Consider the following 14,419-nt stretch of genomic DNA (forward strand, 5'->3'; position numbering starts at 1 on the left):
TCTACGAGTCGAAGAGCTTCAGCTGCGCGACCTCGCCGTCATCGAAGCCGACCTTGTACTGCCCCGTGAAACAGGCGTGGCAGAAGTGGGCCGGGTCGTTGCCGGTGGCCTTGAGCATGCCGTCCAGCGAGAGGTAGCCGAGCGAGTCCGCGCCGAGATACTTCTGGATCTCCGGCACCTCGTGGCTCGACCCGATCAGCTCCTTGCGGGTCGGCGTGTCGATGCCGTAGTAGCAGGGCCACTGGATGGGCGGCGACGAGATGCGCATGTGCACCTCGCGGGCCCCGGCGGCCCGGACCATCTTGACGATCTTGCGGCTCGTGGTGCCGCGGACGATCGAATCGTCCACGACGACCACGCGCTTGCCCGCCAGCACCTCGCGGTTCGGGTTGAGCTTGACCTTGACGCCGAAGTGCCGGATGCCCTGCTTGGGCTCGATGAAGGTGCGCCCGACGTAGTGGTTGCGGACGAGCCCCGAGTCGTAGGGCAACCCCGCCTCCTCCGCGAAGCCGAGCGCCGCCCCCACGCCCGAGTCGGGCACGGGGATGACGAGGTCGGCGACGACGGGGTGCTCTCGCGCCAGCTGGTGCCCCAGCGCCTTGCGGACGACGTGCACGTTCCGCCCCCAGAGGAGCGAATCGGGGCGCGCGAAGTAGACGTACTCGAACACGCACTGCAGCTTTTCCTGGGGCCGGAAGGGCTTGAAGCTCTGGAGCCCCGAATCGTCCACCACGACGATCTCGCCCGGCTCGATGTCGCGCACCACCTGCGCCTCCATGAGGTCAAGCGCGCAGGTCTCGGAGGCCAGCACCCAGGAGCCCTCGAGCTTGCCGAGGGTCATGGGGCGGAAGCCCGAGGGGTCGCGCACCGTGATCATCGAGGTCGGCGTCAGGAGCAGCAGCGTGTAGGCGCCCTTGACCTGGCTGAGCGCGCGCGCCAGCTGGTCCACGAGGGTCCCGCCCTCCGCGCGCGCCAGGAGGTGCAGGATCACCTCGGTGTCGGAGGAGGACTGGAAGACGGCGCCGTCGGCCTCGAGCTGGCGTCTCAACTCTTCGGCGTTGATCAGGTTGCCGTTATGCGCGATCGCGACAGGCCCGTGGGCCGTGGTCGCGGTGATGGGCTGGGCGTTGCGCAGGTTGGAGCTGCCGGCCGTCGAGTAGCGCACGTGCCCGATCGCACGGTGGCCCGGGAGACGCCTCAGGCGGTCGCGGCTGAAGACGTCGGCGACCCACCCCATGGCCTTCTCGACGTGGAAGGCCTGCCCGTCCGTCGCCGCGATGCCTGCCGACTCCTGGCCGCGGTGCTGGAGCGCGTAGAGCCCGAGATAGGCGACGTTGGACGCTTCGGTGTGGTTCCAGATGCCGAAGAGCCCGCACTCGTCGTGGAACTTGTCGTCGAGCCGGAACTCCTCGTCCTCAGGCGACATGTCGCTCAAAGCCGGACCTCCACGCGTGAGCCATCCGATCGAGCGGCGCAGCGATCGCCACGGCACCGCCCCGGGTCACCACCAGTGCCTCGCCCCCAACCCGCCCTATCCAGCGCCACGGCAGCGCGAACTCGCCCATGAGCCGCTCGAAGTGCCGCTCGGCCTCCGGCGGCACGGACACGACGACCCGCGACGGCCCCTCACCGAAGAGTACCAAGTCCGCGCGCCGGCCGTCACCATCCAACTCGCCTCCATCCAATTCCACGGTGGCGCCGATGGGCTTGGGCCCGGACACGCAGCTCTCGCAGAGCGTCACGGCGAGTCCGCCCTCCGAGCAGTCGTGGGCCCCCCGCACGAGCCCGGCGGCGATAGCGGCGCGGCAGGCCTCGTGGACCCGGCGCTCCTGCTGCAGGTCGAGCGGCGCCAGGCGGCCGGCCATCTTGCCGTGAATCGCCCAGAGATACTCCGAGCCGCCGAGGCTCACGGCCTCCGGACCCAGGAGGGCGATCCGGTCGCCCTCGCTCTCGAACCACTGCGTGCGCCGGCTCTCGGCCTCGTCGATGAGCCCCGCCATGCCGATGACCGGGGTCGGCAGAATCGCCTGCCCCAGAGTTTCATTGTAGAAGGAGACGTTGCCGCCGACTACAGGGATATCGAGGGCGCGGCAGGCTTCCGCGATGCCGGCTACCGCCTCCTTGAACTGCCAGAGGATCTCGGGCCGCTCCGGCGAACCAAAGTTGAGGCAGTCGGTCAGCCCGAGGGGCCGGGCGCCTGTCACGGCCAGGTTTCTCGCCGCCTCAGCCACCGCCATGGCTGCGCCGAGGCGTGGATTCAGATAGACGAAACGGGCGTTGCAGTCGGTAGTTACGGCAACCGCCTTTCGAGTTCCCTTGATGCGCAGGACTCCAGCGTCCGAACCCGGCATGACGAGCGTGTTGATCCCGACCTGCTGGTCGTACTGCCGGTAGACCCACTCCTTGGACGCGATGGCGGGAGAGCCCATCAGCGCCAGGAGCGTCTCCGCGAGATCGACGGGCGCGGGCAGCGACAGGGGATCAAAGGCTTCGAGCCCGTCCTGCCACTCGGGCCTTGAAATCGGCTTCTCGTAGACCGGCGCCTCGTCGGCGAGGGCGCGCACCGGCACTTCGACGACCACGCGCCCGTCCATCTTGACCCTCAGGATCCCGTCGTCGGTGACGTGACCGATCTCGACCGCGTCGAGCTCCCACTTGGAGAAGACGCGCTTGATCTCCTCTTCCCGGCCGCGCGCGGCGACGAGGAGCATCCTCTCCTGCGACTCGGACAGCATGATCTCGTAGGGCGTCATCGCGGTCTCGCGCTGCGGCACGCGCGAGAGCTCCACCTCCATGCCCGTCCCGGCCCGCGCGGGCATCTCGGAGCAGGCGCAGGCGAGCCCGGCCGCGCCCATGTCCTGGATGCCGACGATGGCACCCGTCTCCATGGCCTCGAGACAGGCTTCGAGCAGGAGCTTCTCGGTGAACGGGTCGCCCACCTGCACCGTCGGCCTGCGCTCCTCGGCGCCCACGTCGAAGGTGGCCGATGCCATGGTCGCGCCGTGGATGCCGTCGCGCCCGGTCTTTGCGCCGACGTAGAAGACGGGATTGCCCGGCCCCTCGGCGCGGGCGCGGAAAATCCTGTCCTTCCTGACGAGCCCGACGGCCATCGCGTTGACGAGGGGGTTGCCCGCGTACTCGGGGGCGAAGCCGACCTCGCCGCCCAGGTTCGGGACACCGAAGCAGTTGCCGTACCAGCTGATGCCCGAGACCACGCCTTCGATGAGGCGCCGGCTCTTGGGGTCCTCCGCGGGACCGAAGCGGAGCGAGTCCAGCACGGCGATGGGGCGCGCGCCCATGGTGAAGATGTCGCGCAGGATGCCGCCGACCCCGGTGGCCGCGCCCTGGAAGGGCTCGATGAACGACGGGTGGTTGTGGCTCTCGATCTTGAACGCCAGCGCCAGCTCGCCGCCGAGGTCCACGATGCCGGCGTTCTCGCCGGGCCCCTGCAGCACGGCCGGCCCCGTCGTGGGCAGGCCCCGCAGGAAGACGCGCGAGTGCTTGTAGGCGCAGTGCTCGGACCAGAGGGCTGAGAAGAGACCGAGCTCGGTGAAGGAAGGCTCCCGGCCGAGGCGCCGGATGATATGGTCGTACTCCTCGCCGGTCAGGCCTGAGGCGAGGGCGAGGTCCAGCGTGACCTTAGGCTCGGCCCCGGTCACCCCGTCTCCACCCCAGGCGCATGCCTCCTACCGCTTGAGAAACGAGCCATCCTCGACCAGGCTGCCGAGGAGCGAGTGGAAGATCAGCAGGCCGTCCGTGCCGCCCATGGCGTTCTCGCCGGCGCGCTCCGGATGGGGCATGAGGCCGAGGACGGTGCCCTCCTCGTTGACGAGACCCGCGATGTTGTCCAGGGAGCCGTTGGGGTTGGCGTCCTTGACGACGCGGCCGTCCTCGCTGCAGTAGCGGAAGACGATCTGCTTCTGATCGCGGACCCGGCGAAGCGTGTCCGCGTCGGCGTAGAACTTGCCCTCGCCGTGGGAGATGGGCATCTTGAGCACCTGCCCCGGCCGCATCGCGCGCGTGAACGATGTCTCCGCGTTCTCGACGCGGAGCCATGTGGACTGGCAGCGGTACTGGAGGCACTCGTTGCGCGTGAGCGCGCCCGGCAGGAGCTTGGCCTCGCAGAGGATCTGGAAGCCGTTGCACGAGCCCAGGACGAGACCGCCCTTTGCCACGAACTCGGGCAGCGCCTCGACCACCGGGGAGCGCCCGGCGACGGCGCCGGCCCGCAGGTAGTCGCCGTAGGAGAAACCGCCGGGGAGGATCAGGCAGTCGAAGTCGGCCAGCTGGGCGTCCCGGTGCCAGACGTAGCGCACCGGCTGGTGGAGGACCTCGCTGACGATGTAGTGAAAATCGCAATCACTCCACGTGCCCGGGAACACCACGACGCCGAAGTTCATGGGGCTAGGTCATCCTCCCTGTGTGGGTGCAACCCCACTCTACCCTGCCCGTCCTGATCTGACAAGAGGCAGGGAGGTTAGCCCACCATCTCGACCGTGAAATCCTCGATCACGGGGTTGGCGAGGAGCTTCGAGCACATCTCCTCGATCCGCCGCCGTGCCGCCTCGGCGCTCGTCCCGTTGACCTCGAGCTCGAGGAGCTTGCCCACCCGCAGGGCCTCGACCTCGGCGAAGCCCAGGCCCTGGAGCGCCCGCTGGACGGAGGCGCCCTGGACGTCCAGGATGCCGGGCTTGAGCCTTACTAAGACGCGGGCCCTCACGATCCCGACCCCACGATGCGCCGGTAGACCTCCTGGTACGCCTCTTCCACGTTGCCGAGGTCTCGGCGGAAACGGTCCTTGTCGAGCTTCTCCAGCGTATCGGCATCCCAGAGCCGGCAGGTGTCGGGGCTGATCTCGTCGCCCAGGTAGAGCTTGCCGCCGTGGCGACCGAACTCCAGCTTGAAGTCCACGAGGATCAGGCCCTTTCGCTTGAGGAGAGGGCGGAGCACGGCGTTGACCTTGAGCGCCATGCGCCTGAGCCACACCAGCTCCTTGGGCGTGGCGAGCTTGAGCATGCGCACGTGGTCCTCGGTGATCATTGGATCGCCGAGCGGGTCCGACTTGTAGAAGAGCTCACAGATCGGCGGCTTGATCGCCACGCCCTCCTCGAGACCCGTGCGCTTGGCGAGCGTGCCCGCCACCATGTTGCGGGGTATCACTTCGATCTTGATGATGTCCAGCTTGCGGCAGAGCATCTCGCGGTCGGACAGGGTGGCGAGATAGTGCGTCGGAATGCCCGCCTTGGCGAGCCGCTGGAAGAGCGCGGCGGACATCTTGTTGTTGATCACGCCCTTGCCGACGATGGTGCCGCGCTTCAGCGCATTGAAGGCCGTGGCGTCGTCCTTGAAGTACTGGATGACCTTGCCCGGATCGTCGGTCGCGTAGACGATCTTGGCCTTACCTTCGTAGAGCTTGTCCCGCTTCTCCATGTCAGGGATTCCTCAGAGCAAACCAGCTCGGCGATAGATGGCGTCCACGTTTCTGAGATACCAGGTCGGCTCGAAGCAGGCTTTCAGATCGGCGGGATCGAGGTGCGCCGTCACGTCGGGGTCGGCGGCGAGCAGCGCGTGGAAATCGGTCCGCTCGCGCCAGGCCCGCATGGCGTTCCGTTGGACGATCTCGTGGGCCTGCTGGCGCGGCAGGCCCTTGTCGGCGAGCTTGAGCAGCACGCGCTGGGAGAACATGAGGCCGTAGCTCCGTTCCATGTTCTCCTTCATCCGCTCCGGGTACACCTGGAGCCCTTCGATGATCCCGGTCATCCGGTGGAGCATGTAGTCAACGAGAATGGTCGAGTCCGGCAGGATGACGCGCTCGACCGAGGAGTGGCTGATGTCCCGCTCGTGCCACAGGGCGACGTTCTCGAGCGCCGCCAGGGCATTGGTCCGGACGAGCCGCGCCAGCCCGCTCACGTTCTCGCTACCGACCGGGTTGCGCTTGTGCGGCATGGAGCTCGAGCCCTTCTGCCCCTCCGCGAACGGCTCCTCGGCCTCCAGGATCTCGGTGCGCTGGAGCGAGCGGATCTCCACCGCGACCTTCTCGAGCGAGGCGGCGACGATGGCCAACACCGCGCACAGCTCCGCGTGGCGGTCGCGCTGGACGACCTGGGTCGAGATCGGATCGGGCTCGAGGCCGAGCAGGCGGCAGACCTCCTCCTCGACGTCGGGGTCGACGTGGGCGAAGGTGCCGATCGACCCCGAGATCTTCCCGACCCTGACCGCCTCCTTGGCCCGCTTGAGCCGGTCGATGTTGCGCCCGGCCTCGGCATACCAGAGCGCCGGCTTGAGGCCGAACACCATGGGCTCGGCGTGGACACCATGACTGCGCCCGACGCAGAGCGTGTCCTTGTGGCGGAGCGCGAGGGTGCGCAGCGCGCCTCGGAAGCGCTCGAGCTCGCCCAGCAGCACCTCGCAGGCCTGCTGGAGCTGGAGGGCAAGCGCCGTGTCCAGGACATCGGAGGACGTCATGCCGATGTGGACGTAGCGCGAATCCGCCCCGATGGACTCCTCGAGGTTGGTCAGGAAGGCGATGACGTCATGACGCGTCTTGGCTTCGATCTCGTCGATCCGCGCCGCGTCCACCCGGGCCTTGGCCTTGATCCGGCCGAGGGCGTCCGCCGGGATGACGCCGCGCTTCGCGTAGACCTCGCACACGGCCAGCTCGACCTTGAGCCACGCCTCGTACTTGGCGTCCTGGCTCCAGAGGTGGGCCATCTCCGGGCGCGAATAGCGCGGAATCATGTCTGGGCGCCAAACTCTCTCGGGAGGTTTCTCTTGTCCACGGGGCCCAGAGTGACGAGGCAGAGCTGCTCCTCGTCGAGCACGCGATGGATGAGGGCCTCGACCTCGTCGGGGCGCACCCGGTCGATCTCGCCCAGCATCTCGTCCACCGAGTGGAACGCGCCGAAGCGCAGCTCCTGCCTCGCCAGCCGGTTCATCCTGGAGGACGACGACTCGAGCGAGAGCATGAGGTTGCCCTTGAGGTGGTCCTTCGCGCGGGCAAGCTCGTCGGCCGTCACCCCGTCCTTCTTGAGCGCCCGCACCTCGTGGAGGAAGGCCTTAAGCACCTTGCCGAAGTTGCCCGCTTCGGTGCCGGCGTAGAGATACACGAGGCCGCTGTCGCGAAACTGCTGGGCGCCGGAATGGACGGAGTAGACGAGCCCTTGGCGCTCGCGTACCTCCTGGAAGAGCCGGGAGGACATGCTGCCGCCCATGATGTCGTTCAGGAGGTACAGCGCGTAGCGATCGGGCGCCGTGTCCGACACGCCGGGAAAGCCCAGGACCACCTGCACCTGCTCGAGCGGCTTGGAGACCATGTGCACACCCGGCAGCAAGGTCGGGGCGGTGCTCGCATGCTGGGCCGCGGGCCGGGTAAAGCCGTCGAAGTGCCTGGCGAAGGCGTCCACGACGCGCGCGTGTTCGGCGTTGCCGGCCACGGCAACGGTTATCTTGGCCGGGGCGTACTCGGTGTGGAAGTGGCGCAGGATGGTGTCGCGGTCGAGCGCCTCGACCACCTCGCGCCGCCCGAGGATGGGACGCCCGAGCGGGTGCCCCGGCCAGGCCTTGTCCAGGAAGAGATCGTGGACCAGGTCGTCCGGCGTGTCCTCCACCATCTTGATCTCCTGGAAGACCACCGCCTTCTCGCGCTCGATGTCGCCGGGGGCGAAGCGGGGCCGCAGGAGGACGTCGGCCAGGAGCTCGGCCGCCATCTCGAGGTGCTCGTCGAGCACGCTGACGTAGAAGCAGGTGTGCTCCTTGGCGGTGAAGGCGTCCATCTGCCCGCCCACCGAGTCGATCGCGCGGGCGATGTCCTCGGCCGAGCGGGTGTCGGTGCCCTTGAAGACGAGGTGCTCGATGAGGTGGGAGATCCCGCCGCGCTCGAGGGGCTCGACGCGCGAGCCCGTCTCGACCCAGATGCCGACGGCGACGGAGCGCACCCAGGGCAGCGACTCCGTGACCACGCGGATGCCGTTCGGCAGCACCGTCTTGCGGTACGCCTCCGCCCGGCTAGGCGATGCCACGCGCCCCGCTCCTCTCCATCGGCGCTAGGCGCCGGCCGTGGGTGCGATCTTCAGCTTCTCCTTGTCGGCCAGCGCCGGCTGGTCGCGCAGCGCCTGCTTTCGCGAGAGCCGGACCTTGCCGTTGGCGTCGATCTCGATGGCCTTGACCAGCACCTCGTCACCCTCGGTCAGCACGTCGCCGACGGCGCGGATGCGCGCCTCGGCGATCTGCGAGATGTGCAGGAGCCCTTCGGTCCCCTGCATGATCTCGACGAAGGCGCCGAACTCCTTGATGCTCTTGACCTTGCCCAGGTAGATGCGGTCCAGCTCCGCCTCGCGGCAGATGTCCTGGATGATGTCCACCGCCATCTGCGCCTTCTCGCTGGACGACGAGAACACCGTCACCTTGCCGTCGTCCTCGACGTCGATCTTGGCGCCAGTCTTCTCCTGGATGCTGCGGATGACCTTGCCGCCTGGGCCGATGATCTCCCGGATCTTCTCCGGCCGGATGCGGATGGTGACGAAGCGCGGCGCGTACTCGGACAGCACCGCCCGCGGCGCCTTGATCGTCTCGGCCATCTTTGCCAGCACGTGCAGCCGGGCTTCGCGGGCCTGCGCGAGGGCCTGGCGCATGATGTCGACGGACACCCCCGCGATTTTGATGTCCATCTGGAGCGCCGTGATGCCCTTCTCCGTGCCGGCGACCTTGAAGTCCATATCGCCGTAGTGGTCCTCGCTGCCCATGATGTCGGTCAGGATCCCGACCTTGTCGCCTTCCTTGACGAGGCCCATGGCGATGCCCGCCACGGGCGCCTTGAGCGGCACGCCCGCGTCCATCAGCGACATAGACGCGCCGCACACCGTCGCCATCGAGGAGGAACCGTTGGACTCGAGGATCTCGGAGACGATGCGGATCGTGTACGGGAACACTTCCTTGGTCGGCAGCACGGCGGCGATCGCCCGATGGGCCAGCGCTCCGTGGCCGATCTCGCGGCGACCGGGGTTGCCGAAGCGCTTCACCTCGCCGGTGGAGAACGAGGGGAAGTTGTAGTGGAGCATGAAGTTCCGGTAGCTGTCGCCTTCGAAGGACTCCATCTTCTGCTCGTCGTTCTTGGTGCCGAGGGTCGCGGCGACCAGAGCCTGGGTCTCGCCGCGCGTGAAGAGCGCCGAGCCGTGGGCCCGCGGCAGGTAGGCGACCTCCGACCAGATCGGCCGGACCTCCTTGACGCTGCGTCCGTCGACGCGGATGCCCTTGTCCACGATCAGGCGCCGGACCTCTGCCTTCTCGACCTTCTCGAAGTACTCGCGCGCCTTGGCCTTCGAAGCCGGCTCGTCGGGCACGTGATCCACGCTCGTAAGATGGGCCCACACCGCCTCGAACGCCGCCGCCATGGCTTCGGCCCTCGCCTGCTTCTGATGGATGGCCAGCACCTCCACCACGCGCGGGGCCGCCACCTGCTGGACCTTGGCCTGGAGCGCGGGATCCGAACCCGCCTGCGCGTCGAAGGCCCATCGCGGCTTGGCCGCCTGCCCGATCAGCTCCTTCTGGATACGCACGAGCTGCTTGCAGTACTCGTGGCCGAAGGCGAGCGCCTCGAGCATCTGGTCTTCGGGAACCTCGAGGCCGCCGGACTCGACCATGAGGACCGCGTCCTCGGTGGCCGCCATCACGAGCTCGAGCGTCCCGGCCGCGACCTGCGCGTACGTCGGGTTGACCACGAGCTTGCCGTCGGTCATGGTCACGCGCACGGCGCCGATGGGCCCCGCGAAGGGGATGCCCGAGAGGCAGAGCGCGGCGGAGGAGCCGATCATGGCCAGCACGTCGGGGTCGTTTTCGTTGTCAGCCGAGATGACGAGGTTGATCACCTGCATTTCGTTGCGGAAGTTCTTCGGGAACAGGGGGCGGATGGGGCGGTCGATCAGGCGGCAGGTCAGCGTCTCTTTTTCGTCCGGCCGGCCCTCGCGCTTAAAGAAGCCGCCGGGGATCTTCCCGCCGGCGTAGGCCTTCTCGCGGTACTCGACCGTGAGCGGCAGGAAGTCGCGGCCTTCCATGGGCGACCTGGTCGCGACCACGGTGGACAGCACGACGGTGCCGCCGCAGCGGACGACGACGGCGCCGTCGGCCTGCTTGGCGACCTTGCCGGTTTCGATCGAGATAGCGGTGCCGTTGAGCTTGGTTTGTACAGTATGACTCGTCATGAGATCAATCTTTCTCCAGCCAATGAGGCGTGGGCAGCCAACGAAGCGGCGGCCGCCGGCGATGAAGCGGCAGCAAGCGGTGCCCGGGCTGATTCAGGGGTGTGGGAAACGTGGGTCCTGCGCGCCCGGCACGTCCGGGCCGTCGAGGGTCGACTCCAGTCGGGATCCGCGGTCACTTGCGGATTCCGAGCTTATCCGTCACGACTCGGTAGCGCTCCGTGTCCTTCTTGCGCAGGTACTCGAGCAGCCCGCGGCGTTTGCCGATGAGCATGAGCAGGCCGCGACGCGAGTGGTGATCTTTCTGGTGGGTCTTGAAGTGGTCCGTCAGCCCGTTGATCCGCTCGGACAGGAGCGCGATCTGCACCTCGGGTGACCCGGTGTCCCCTTCGTGGGTCTTGAACTGCTCGATGAGGCCCTTCTTCTTCTCTACGGACAGCTTCATGCGCGGATCCTCCCGGGGGTTCCCCCCCCAATCGCCACGCCCCCAGGGCCCTGGCCGCGGCTCCGATGGGACGGGTTCGTGTGGATAGCCTAAACCTTCAAGGACAAAAGGAGTTTACCACGGGCGCTGCGAGGTGTAAAGCCGCTCAGGACTATGCCGTGCGACCACCCTGGCGCGCCCGCGCGGCCTCGATGTCGGCCGTCACCTGACGCTTGAGCGCGTCCACCCCGGAGAACTTCATCTCGGGCCGGATGCGGTCCAGGAACTCGAGTCTGAGCGTCCGGTCGTAGAGGTCGCCCGAGAAGTCGAGGAGGTAGGCCTCGACCCAGTACTGGTTCTCGCCGAAGGTCGGCCGGTAGCCGACATTGACCACGGCGTCGGCCGCCCCGCCATCCCCACTGCCGGCCCCACTGCCGGCCCCACTGCCGGCCCCACTGCCGACCCAAGTCGCCCGCGCGACGTAGACGCCCGCCGCCAGCGCCAGCGGCCTGTCGGGGCGGAGGTTGGCCGTGGGGAAGCCGAGCGTCCTCCCCCGCCCCGCCCCCCGCAGCACAGCGCCCGTGATGGCGTAGGGATGGCCGAGCAGCTCGGCCGCATGGGCGGCGTCGCCTTCGTGTAGCAGTGCGCGAATCGCGCCCGAGGACACGGTCTGCCCGCGCAACCTGAGCGGCGGCAGCACGCGCGCGGCGAAACCGTGTTGGGGCCCGAGCTCGGTCAGGAGCGCCGCCGTGCCGCGAGCGTCGTGACCGAAGGTGTGATTGAAGCCCACGACGATCTCCTTGGCGCCGAGCGTGCCCGCGAGCACGTCCCGCACGAAGGCCTCGGCCTCCATGCGCGAGAACTCGAGCGTGAAGGGGATGACCAGCGCCGCATCGGCGCCCAGGCCATCGATCCGCCCAAGGTTGTCCTCGAGGGTGGCGATAGGCAGCGGCGCCCGCTCCGGCCACAGCACGCTCGCCGGATGCGGGTCGAAGGTGCAGACAACCGAGGGCAGGCCGAGGGCGCGGCCCCGCTCGACGGCTGTCGTGATGAGCTTCGCGTGGGCGAGATGGATGCCGTCGAAGGCGCCCAGCGCCGCCACGCAGGGCCGAAGGTCAGGCGGGTAGGACGCGAGGCCGCGGAGGATCCGCATGGAGGAGCCGTTCAGGCTTGACGTGTGCGCCGCGCCGCGCGCCGATCCCGAGGAAGACGCCATCCGGGCCGTACACGCGAACGGGACCGGGCGCGCCGGGGTCCGTCACCGACTGCCCGTTGACGAAGGCGCGTGCGCCATCCGACGACAACCGCGCCTCCTGCATGACCGCGAGCGCCGAGTCGGGCGGGAGCAGCCGCGGCCAGAGCGCGCCGCCGTCGCGGGCCTCGCGCACGGTCTCCCACGTCACCGCGTCTTCCAGGCGGTACGGGCCCACGCGCGTACGCACGAGCGTCGCCAGCGCGCCGCCGGGCCCGAGCGCCGCGCCGAGATCGGCGGCGAGCGTCCGGACGTAGAAGCCCTTGCCGCAGCGGACGCGAATGGTGAAGTCCGGCAGCGCGAGGGATTCGAGCGCGATCGAGTGCACCGTCACCTCGCGCGGCCGTCGCTCGACCTCGACGCCCTCGCGCGCCAGCTCGTAGAGCCGGCGCCCCTCGTGGTGGAGCGCCGAGTACATGGGCGGCACCTGGCAGACGCTCCCGACGAAGGCGAGGAGCTCCCGCTCGACGTCCGCGACGCCGAGGCCTGGCACCGGCCGCGTCTCGAGCACCGCCCCCGAGAGGTCCTGGGTGTCGGTCGTGACGCCGAGCCGCACCGTCGCGAGGTACTCCTTGTCGAGGTCCACGAGGTAGGGGGTGAGCTTCGTCGCCTCGCCGACCAGGATAGGCAAAAGGCCAGTAGCCGCCGGGTCGAGCGTGCCGCCGTGACCGATCTTGGGCGCGCGCAGCACCCGGCGCAGGTGCGCCACGACCTGGAAGGACGTGAGGCCGGCGCCCTTGTCCACCGGCAGCACGCCGGAGCGCCCGGCCTGGATCACTTCTCGAGTCACGGTCGCGCGGCGCCCAGCGACTCGCGCACGACTTTGAGCAGAGCCGCCGAGGCCTCGGCCAGCGTGCCCGAGAGCGTGCAGCCTGCGGCGTTCTCGTGGCCGCCGCCGCCGAAGCGGTGGGCGATGGCGTTGACCGGCACGTCGCCCTTGCCGCGCAGGCTCGCCTTGATCTTCCCCGGCGCCTCTTCGCTGAACAGCACCGCGACCTTGACCCCGCGCACCGAGCGCGGATAGCCGACGAGGTCCTCGGCCTCGAGGAACTCGCGCGAGACGAGGCCGCGCGGCACGCAGAGCCACGCGACCTGCCCGTCGTCGCTGATCTCGACCCGCCGCAGGACCTCGCCGAGCTGGACCAGCGAGTCCCCGGCACGCTGCTGGTAGAGGCGGTCGGAGACGAGGGCCGGGTCGGCGCCGGCCGCCGCCAGCTCCGCCGCGATCCTGAACGTGCGGGGTGTCGTGTTGGAGTAGCGGAAGGAGCCCGTGTCGGTGTGGATGGCCGTGAAGAGGTTGAGCGCCACCGCGGGCGTCACCCGGAGCCCGAGCGCGCGCACGAGGTCGAAGACCATTTCCCCGGTCGCGGCCGCCGACGGATCGATCCAGTCGACCGTGCCGTAGCGCCGGTTGTCGGGGTGATGGTCGATGTTGAGCACCCGCGTCTGGGGCCCGCGCGCGCCCTCGAGCAGCCCCTCCGAGCGGGCGGGATTGGGACAGTCGGTCATGACGATGATATCGAACGTCACCGGGGCCGCCTTCCACACCTGCCAGCGGTCGACGCCGGGAAGGAAGGAGAGAGTCTCCGGAACGGGGTGCGGCCCGGCAAAGGTCACCGACGCGCCGGCGGCGCCGAGCACGAGCCCGAGGCCGAAGAGCGTGCCCAGGACGTCACCGTCGGGGTGGACGTGGCCGAGACAGAGCACACTGCCGGACGGGTCCGAGAGGCTCTCGAGCAGTTGCGGCGGAGGGGTGACCGAGAACCCCTGGCTCACTCGTCGTCTCCCGCGGGTCCGTCATCGAGCCGGAGCCCGGCCAGCAGCGATTGGATATGCGCCGCATGCTCCATGGAGCGGTCAGGGCGGAAGGCCAGCTGGGGCGTCACGCGGAGGTCGAGATGCTTCCGCAACCAGTTCCAGACGAAACCGCGGGCGCTCTCGAGCGCCTTGAACGACTTGGCCCACTGTTCCTCCGGCCCGAGGACGGAGACGTAGACACGGGCGAGCTTCAAGTCGGCCGTCGTGTCCACCTCCGTCACGGTCACGAAGCCCAGCCGCGGGTCCTTGATCTGACGCTGGAGGACCGCGGAGATCTCCTCCTTGATGAGTTGGTTGACGCGCTCGAGCCTCTTGCCTTGCATGGCTATGCAGTGCGAGCCGAGACGCGGCCGAGCTGCCGCAGGCACGAGCGCGTGGCAGTACGAGGTGAGCGCTGAAGGCGCGAACCGAGGGCTGAGTTGATCGCGAGCGGTGAAATGTTCATAAAATCTCCACCTGAATATCGGTGACGTATCCGTCCACGTTGTCCTCGATGTAATCGAGCGCCTTGGAGATGACCTCGTTGGCGTGGCGCGAATCGCCCGAGACGCAGGCGACGGCGAGCGTGGCCCGCTGCCAGGCGTCGTGGTGGTCCACTTCCGCAACGGAGATCTCGAAGCGCTGGCGGAGCTTGTCCTTGAGGCCCTTCAAGACGTGGCGCTTGCCCTTGAGCGAGCCCACGTCCGGCAGGTGCAGCTCGACGGTGCCGACCGCCACCCGCGCCGCCGACAC

14 protein-coding genes are annotated in these 14,419 nt (G+C 68.7%); all 14 read right to left on the bottom strand.

The genetic code is table 11. The features are described from left to right. Position 1: 1 nt before the first annotated feature. Positions 2–1,426 (bottom strand): amidophosphoribosyltransferase, encoded by a 1,425-nt coding sequence (gene purF, locus VGV06_11760; protein HEV2055831.1) that lies wholly within the window; start codon positions 1,424–1,426, stop codon positions 2–4. Next, positions 1,416–3,659: a phosphoribosylformylglycinamidine synthase subunit PurL gene (gene purL, locus VGV06_11765; GenBank protein ID HEV2055832.1), complete on the bottom strand. Its 2,244-nt coding sequence runs from the start codon at positions 3,657–3,659 to the stop codon at positions 1,416–1,418. The genes purF and purL overlap by 11 nt, the downstream gene beginning before the upstream one ends. 27 nt (positions 3,660–3,686) lie before the next feature. Then, positions 3,687–4,400, bottom strand: a complete 714-nt coding sequence (purQ, locus tag VGV06_11770; GenBank protein HEV2055833.1) for a phosphoribosylformylglycinamidine synthase subunit PurQ — start codon at positions 4,398–4,400, stop codon at positions 3,687–3,689. Between the two features lie 77 nt (positions 4,401–4,477). Then, on the bottom strand, positions 4,478–4,720 hold the full coding sequence (gene purS, locus VGV06_11775) for a phosphoribosylformylglycinamidine synthase subunit PurS (protein HEV2055834.1): 243 nt from the start codon (positions 4,718–4,720) through the stop codon (positions 4,478–4,480). After that, the gene (gene purC, locus VGV06_11780; GenBank protein ID HEV2055835.1) at positions 4,717–5,430 is read right to left on the bottom strand and encodes a phosphoribosylaminoimidazolesuccinocarboxamide synthase; all 714 of its coding nucleotides are present in this window, start codon (positions 5,428–5,430) and stop codon (positions 4,717–4,719) included. Before purC ends, purS begins: the two co-directional genes overlap by 4 nt. Before the next feature lie 12 nt (positions 5,431–5,442). Continuing rightward, entirely contained in the window at positions 5,443–6,738 is a 1,296-nt protein-coding gene (gene purB, locus VGV06_11785; GenBank protein HEV2055836.1) for an adenylosuccinate lyase, read from the bottom strand. Further along, positions 6,735–8,018 carry a pitrilysin family protein gene (locus VGV06_11790; GenBank protein HEV2055837.1) on the bottom strand — a complete coding sequence of 428 codons (1,284 nt, stop codon included), beginning with the start codon at positions 8,016–8,018 and terminating at the stop codon, positions 6,735–6,737. Before VGV06_11790 ends, purB begins: the two co-directional genes overlap by 4 nt. A gap of 24 nt (positions 8,019–8,042) precedes the next feature. Continuing rightward, entirely contained in the window at positions 8,043–10,196 is a 2,154-nt protein-coding gene (pnp, locus tag VGV06_11795; protein HEV2055838.1) for a polyribonucleotide nucleotidyltransferase, read from the bottom strand. Between the two features lie 172 nt (positions 10,197–10,368). Beyond that, positions 10,369–10,638, bottom strand: coding sequence for a 30S ribosomal protein S15 (gene rpsO, locus VGV06_11800; protein ID HEV2055839.1), 270 nt, complete (start codon positions 10,636–10,638; stop codon positions 10,369–10,371). 151 nt (positions 10,639–10,789) lie between these two features. Beyond that, positions 10,790–11,770 carry a bifunctional riboflavin kinase/FAD synthetase gene (locus VGV06_11805; GenBank protein HEV2055840.1) on the bottom strand — a complete coding sequence of 327 codons (981 nt, stop codon included), beginning with the start codon at positions 11,768–11,770 and terminating at the stop codon, positions 10,790–10,792. Beyond that, positions 11,733–12,659 (bottom strand): tRNA pseudouridine(55) synthase TruB, encoded by a 927-nt coding sequence (gene truB / locus VGV06_11810; GenBank protein HEV2055841.1) that lies wholly within the window; start codon positions 12,657–12,659, stop codon positions 11,733–11,735. The genes VGV06_11805 and truB overlap by 38 nt, the downstream gene beginning before the upstream one ends. Then, complete coding sequence (locus tag VGV06_11815; protein HEV2055842.1) at positions 12,656–13,645, bottom strand: bifunctional oligoribonuclease/PAP phosphatase NrnA; 990 nt, start codon at positions 13,643–13,645, stop codon at positions 12,656–12,658. The genes truB and VGV06_11815 overlap by 4 nt, the downstream gene beginning before the upstream one ends. Beyond that, positions 13,642–14,010: a 30S ribosome-binding factor RbfA gene (gene rbfA, locus VGV06_11820; protein ID HEV2055843.1), complete on the bottom strand. Its 369-nt coding sequence runs from the start codon at positions 14,008–14,010 to the stop codon at positions 13,642–13,644. The genes VGV06_11815 and rbfA overlap by 4 nt, the downstream gene beginning before the upstream one ends. A 118-nt stretch (positions 14,011–14,128) precedes the next feature. Further along, entirely contained in the window at positions 14,129–14,419 is a 291-nt protein-coding gene (locus VGV06_11825) for a DUF503 domain-containing protein (GenBank protein HEV2055844.1), read from the bottom strand.

Source organism: Candidatus Methylomirabilota bacterium, assembly GCA_035936835.1.
Lineage (GTDB): Bacteria > Methylomirabilota > Methylomirabilia > Rokubacteriales > CSP1-6 > AR37.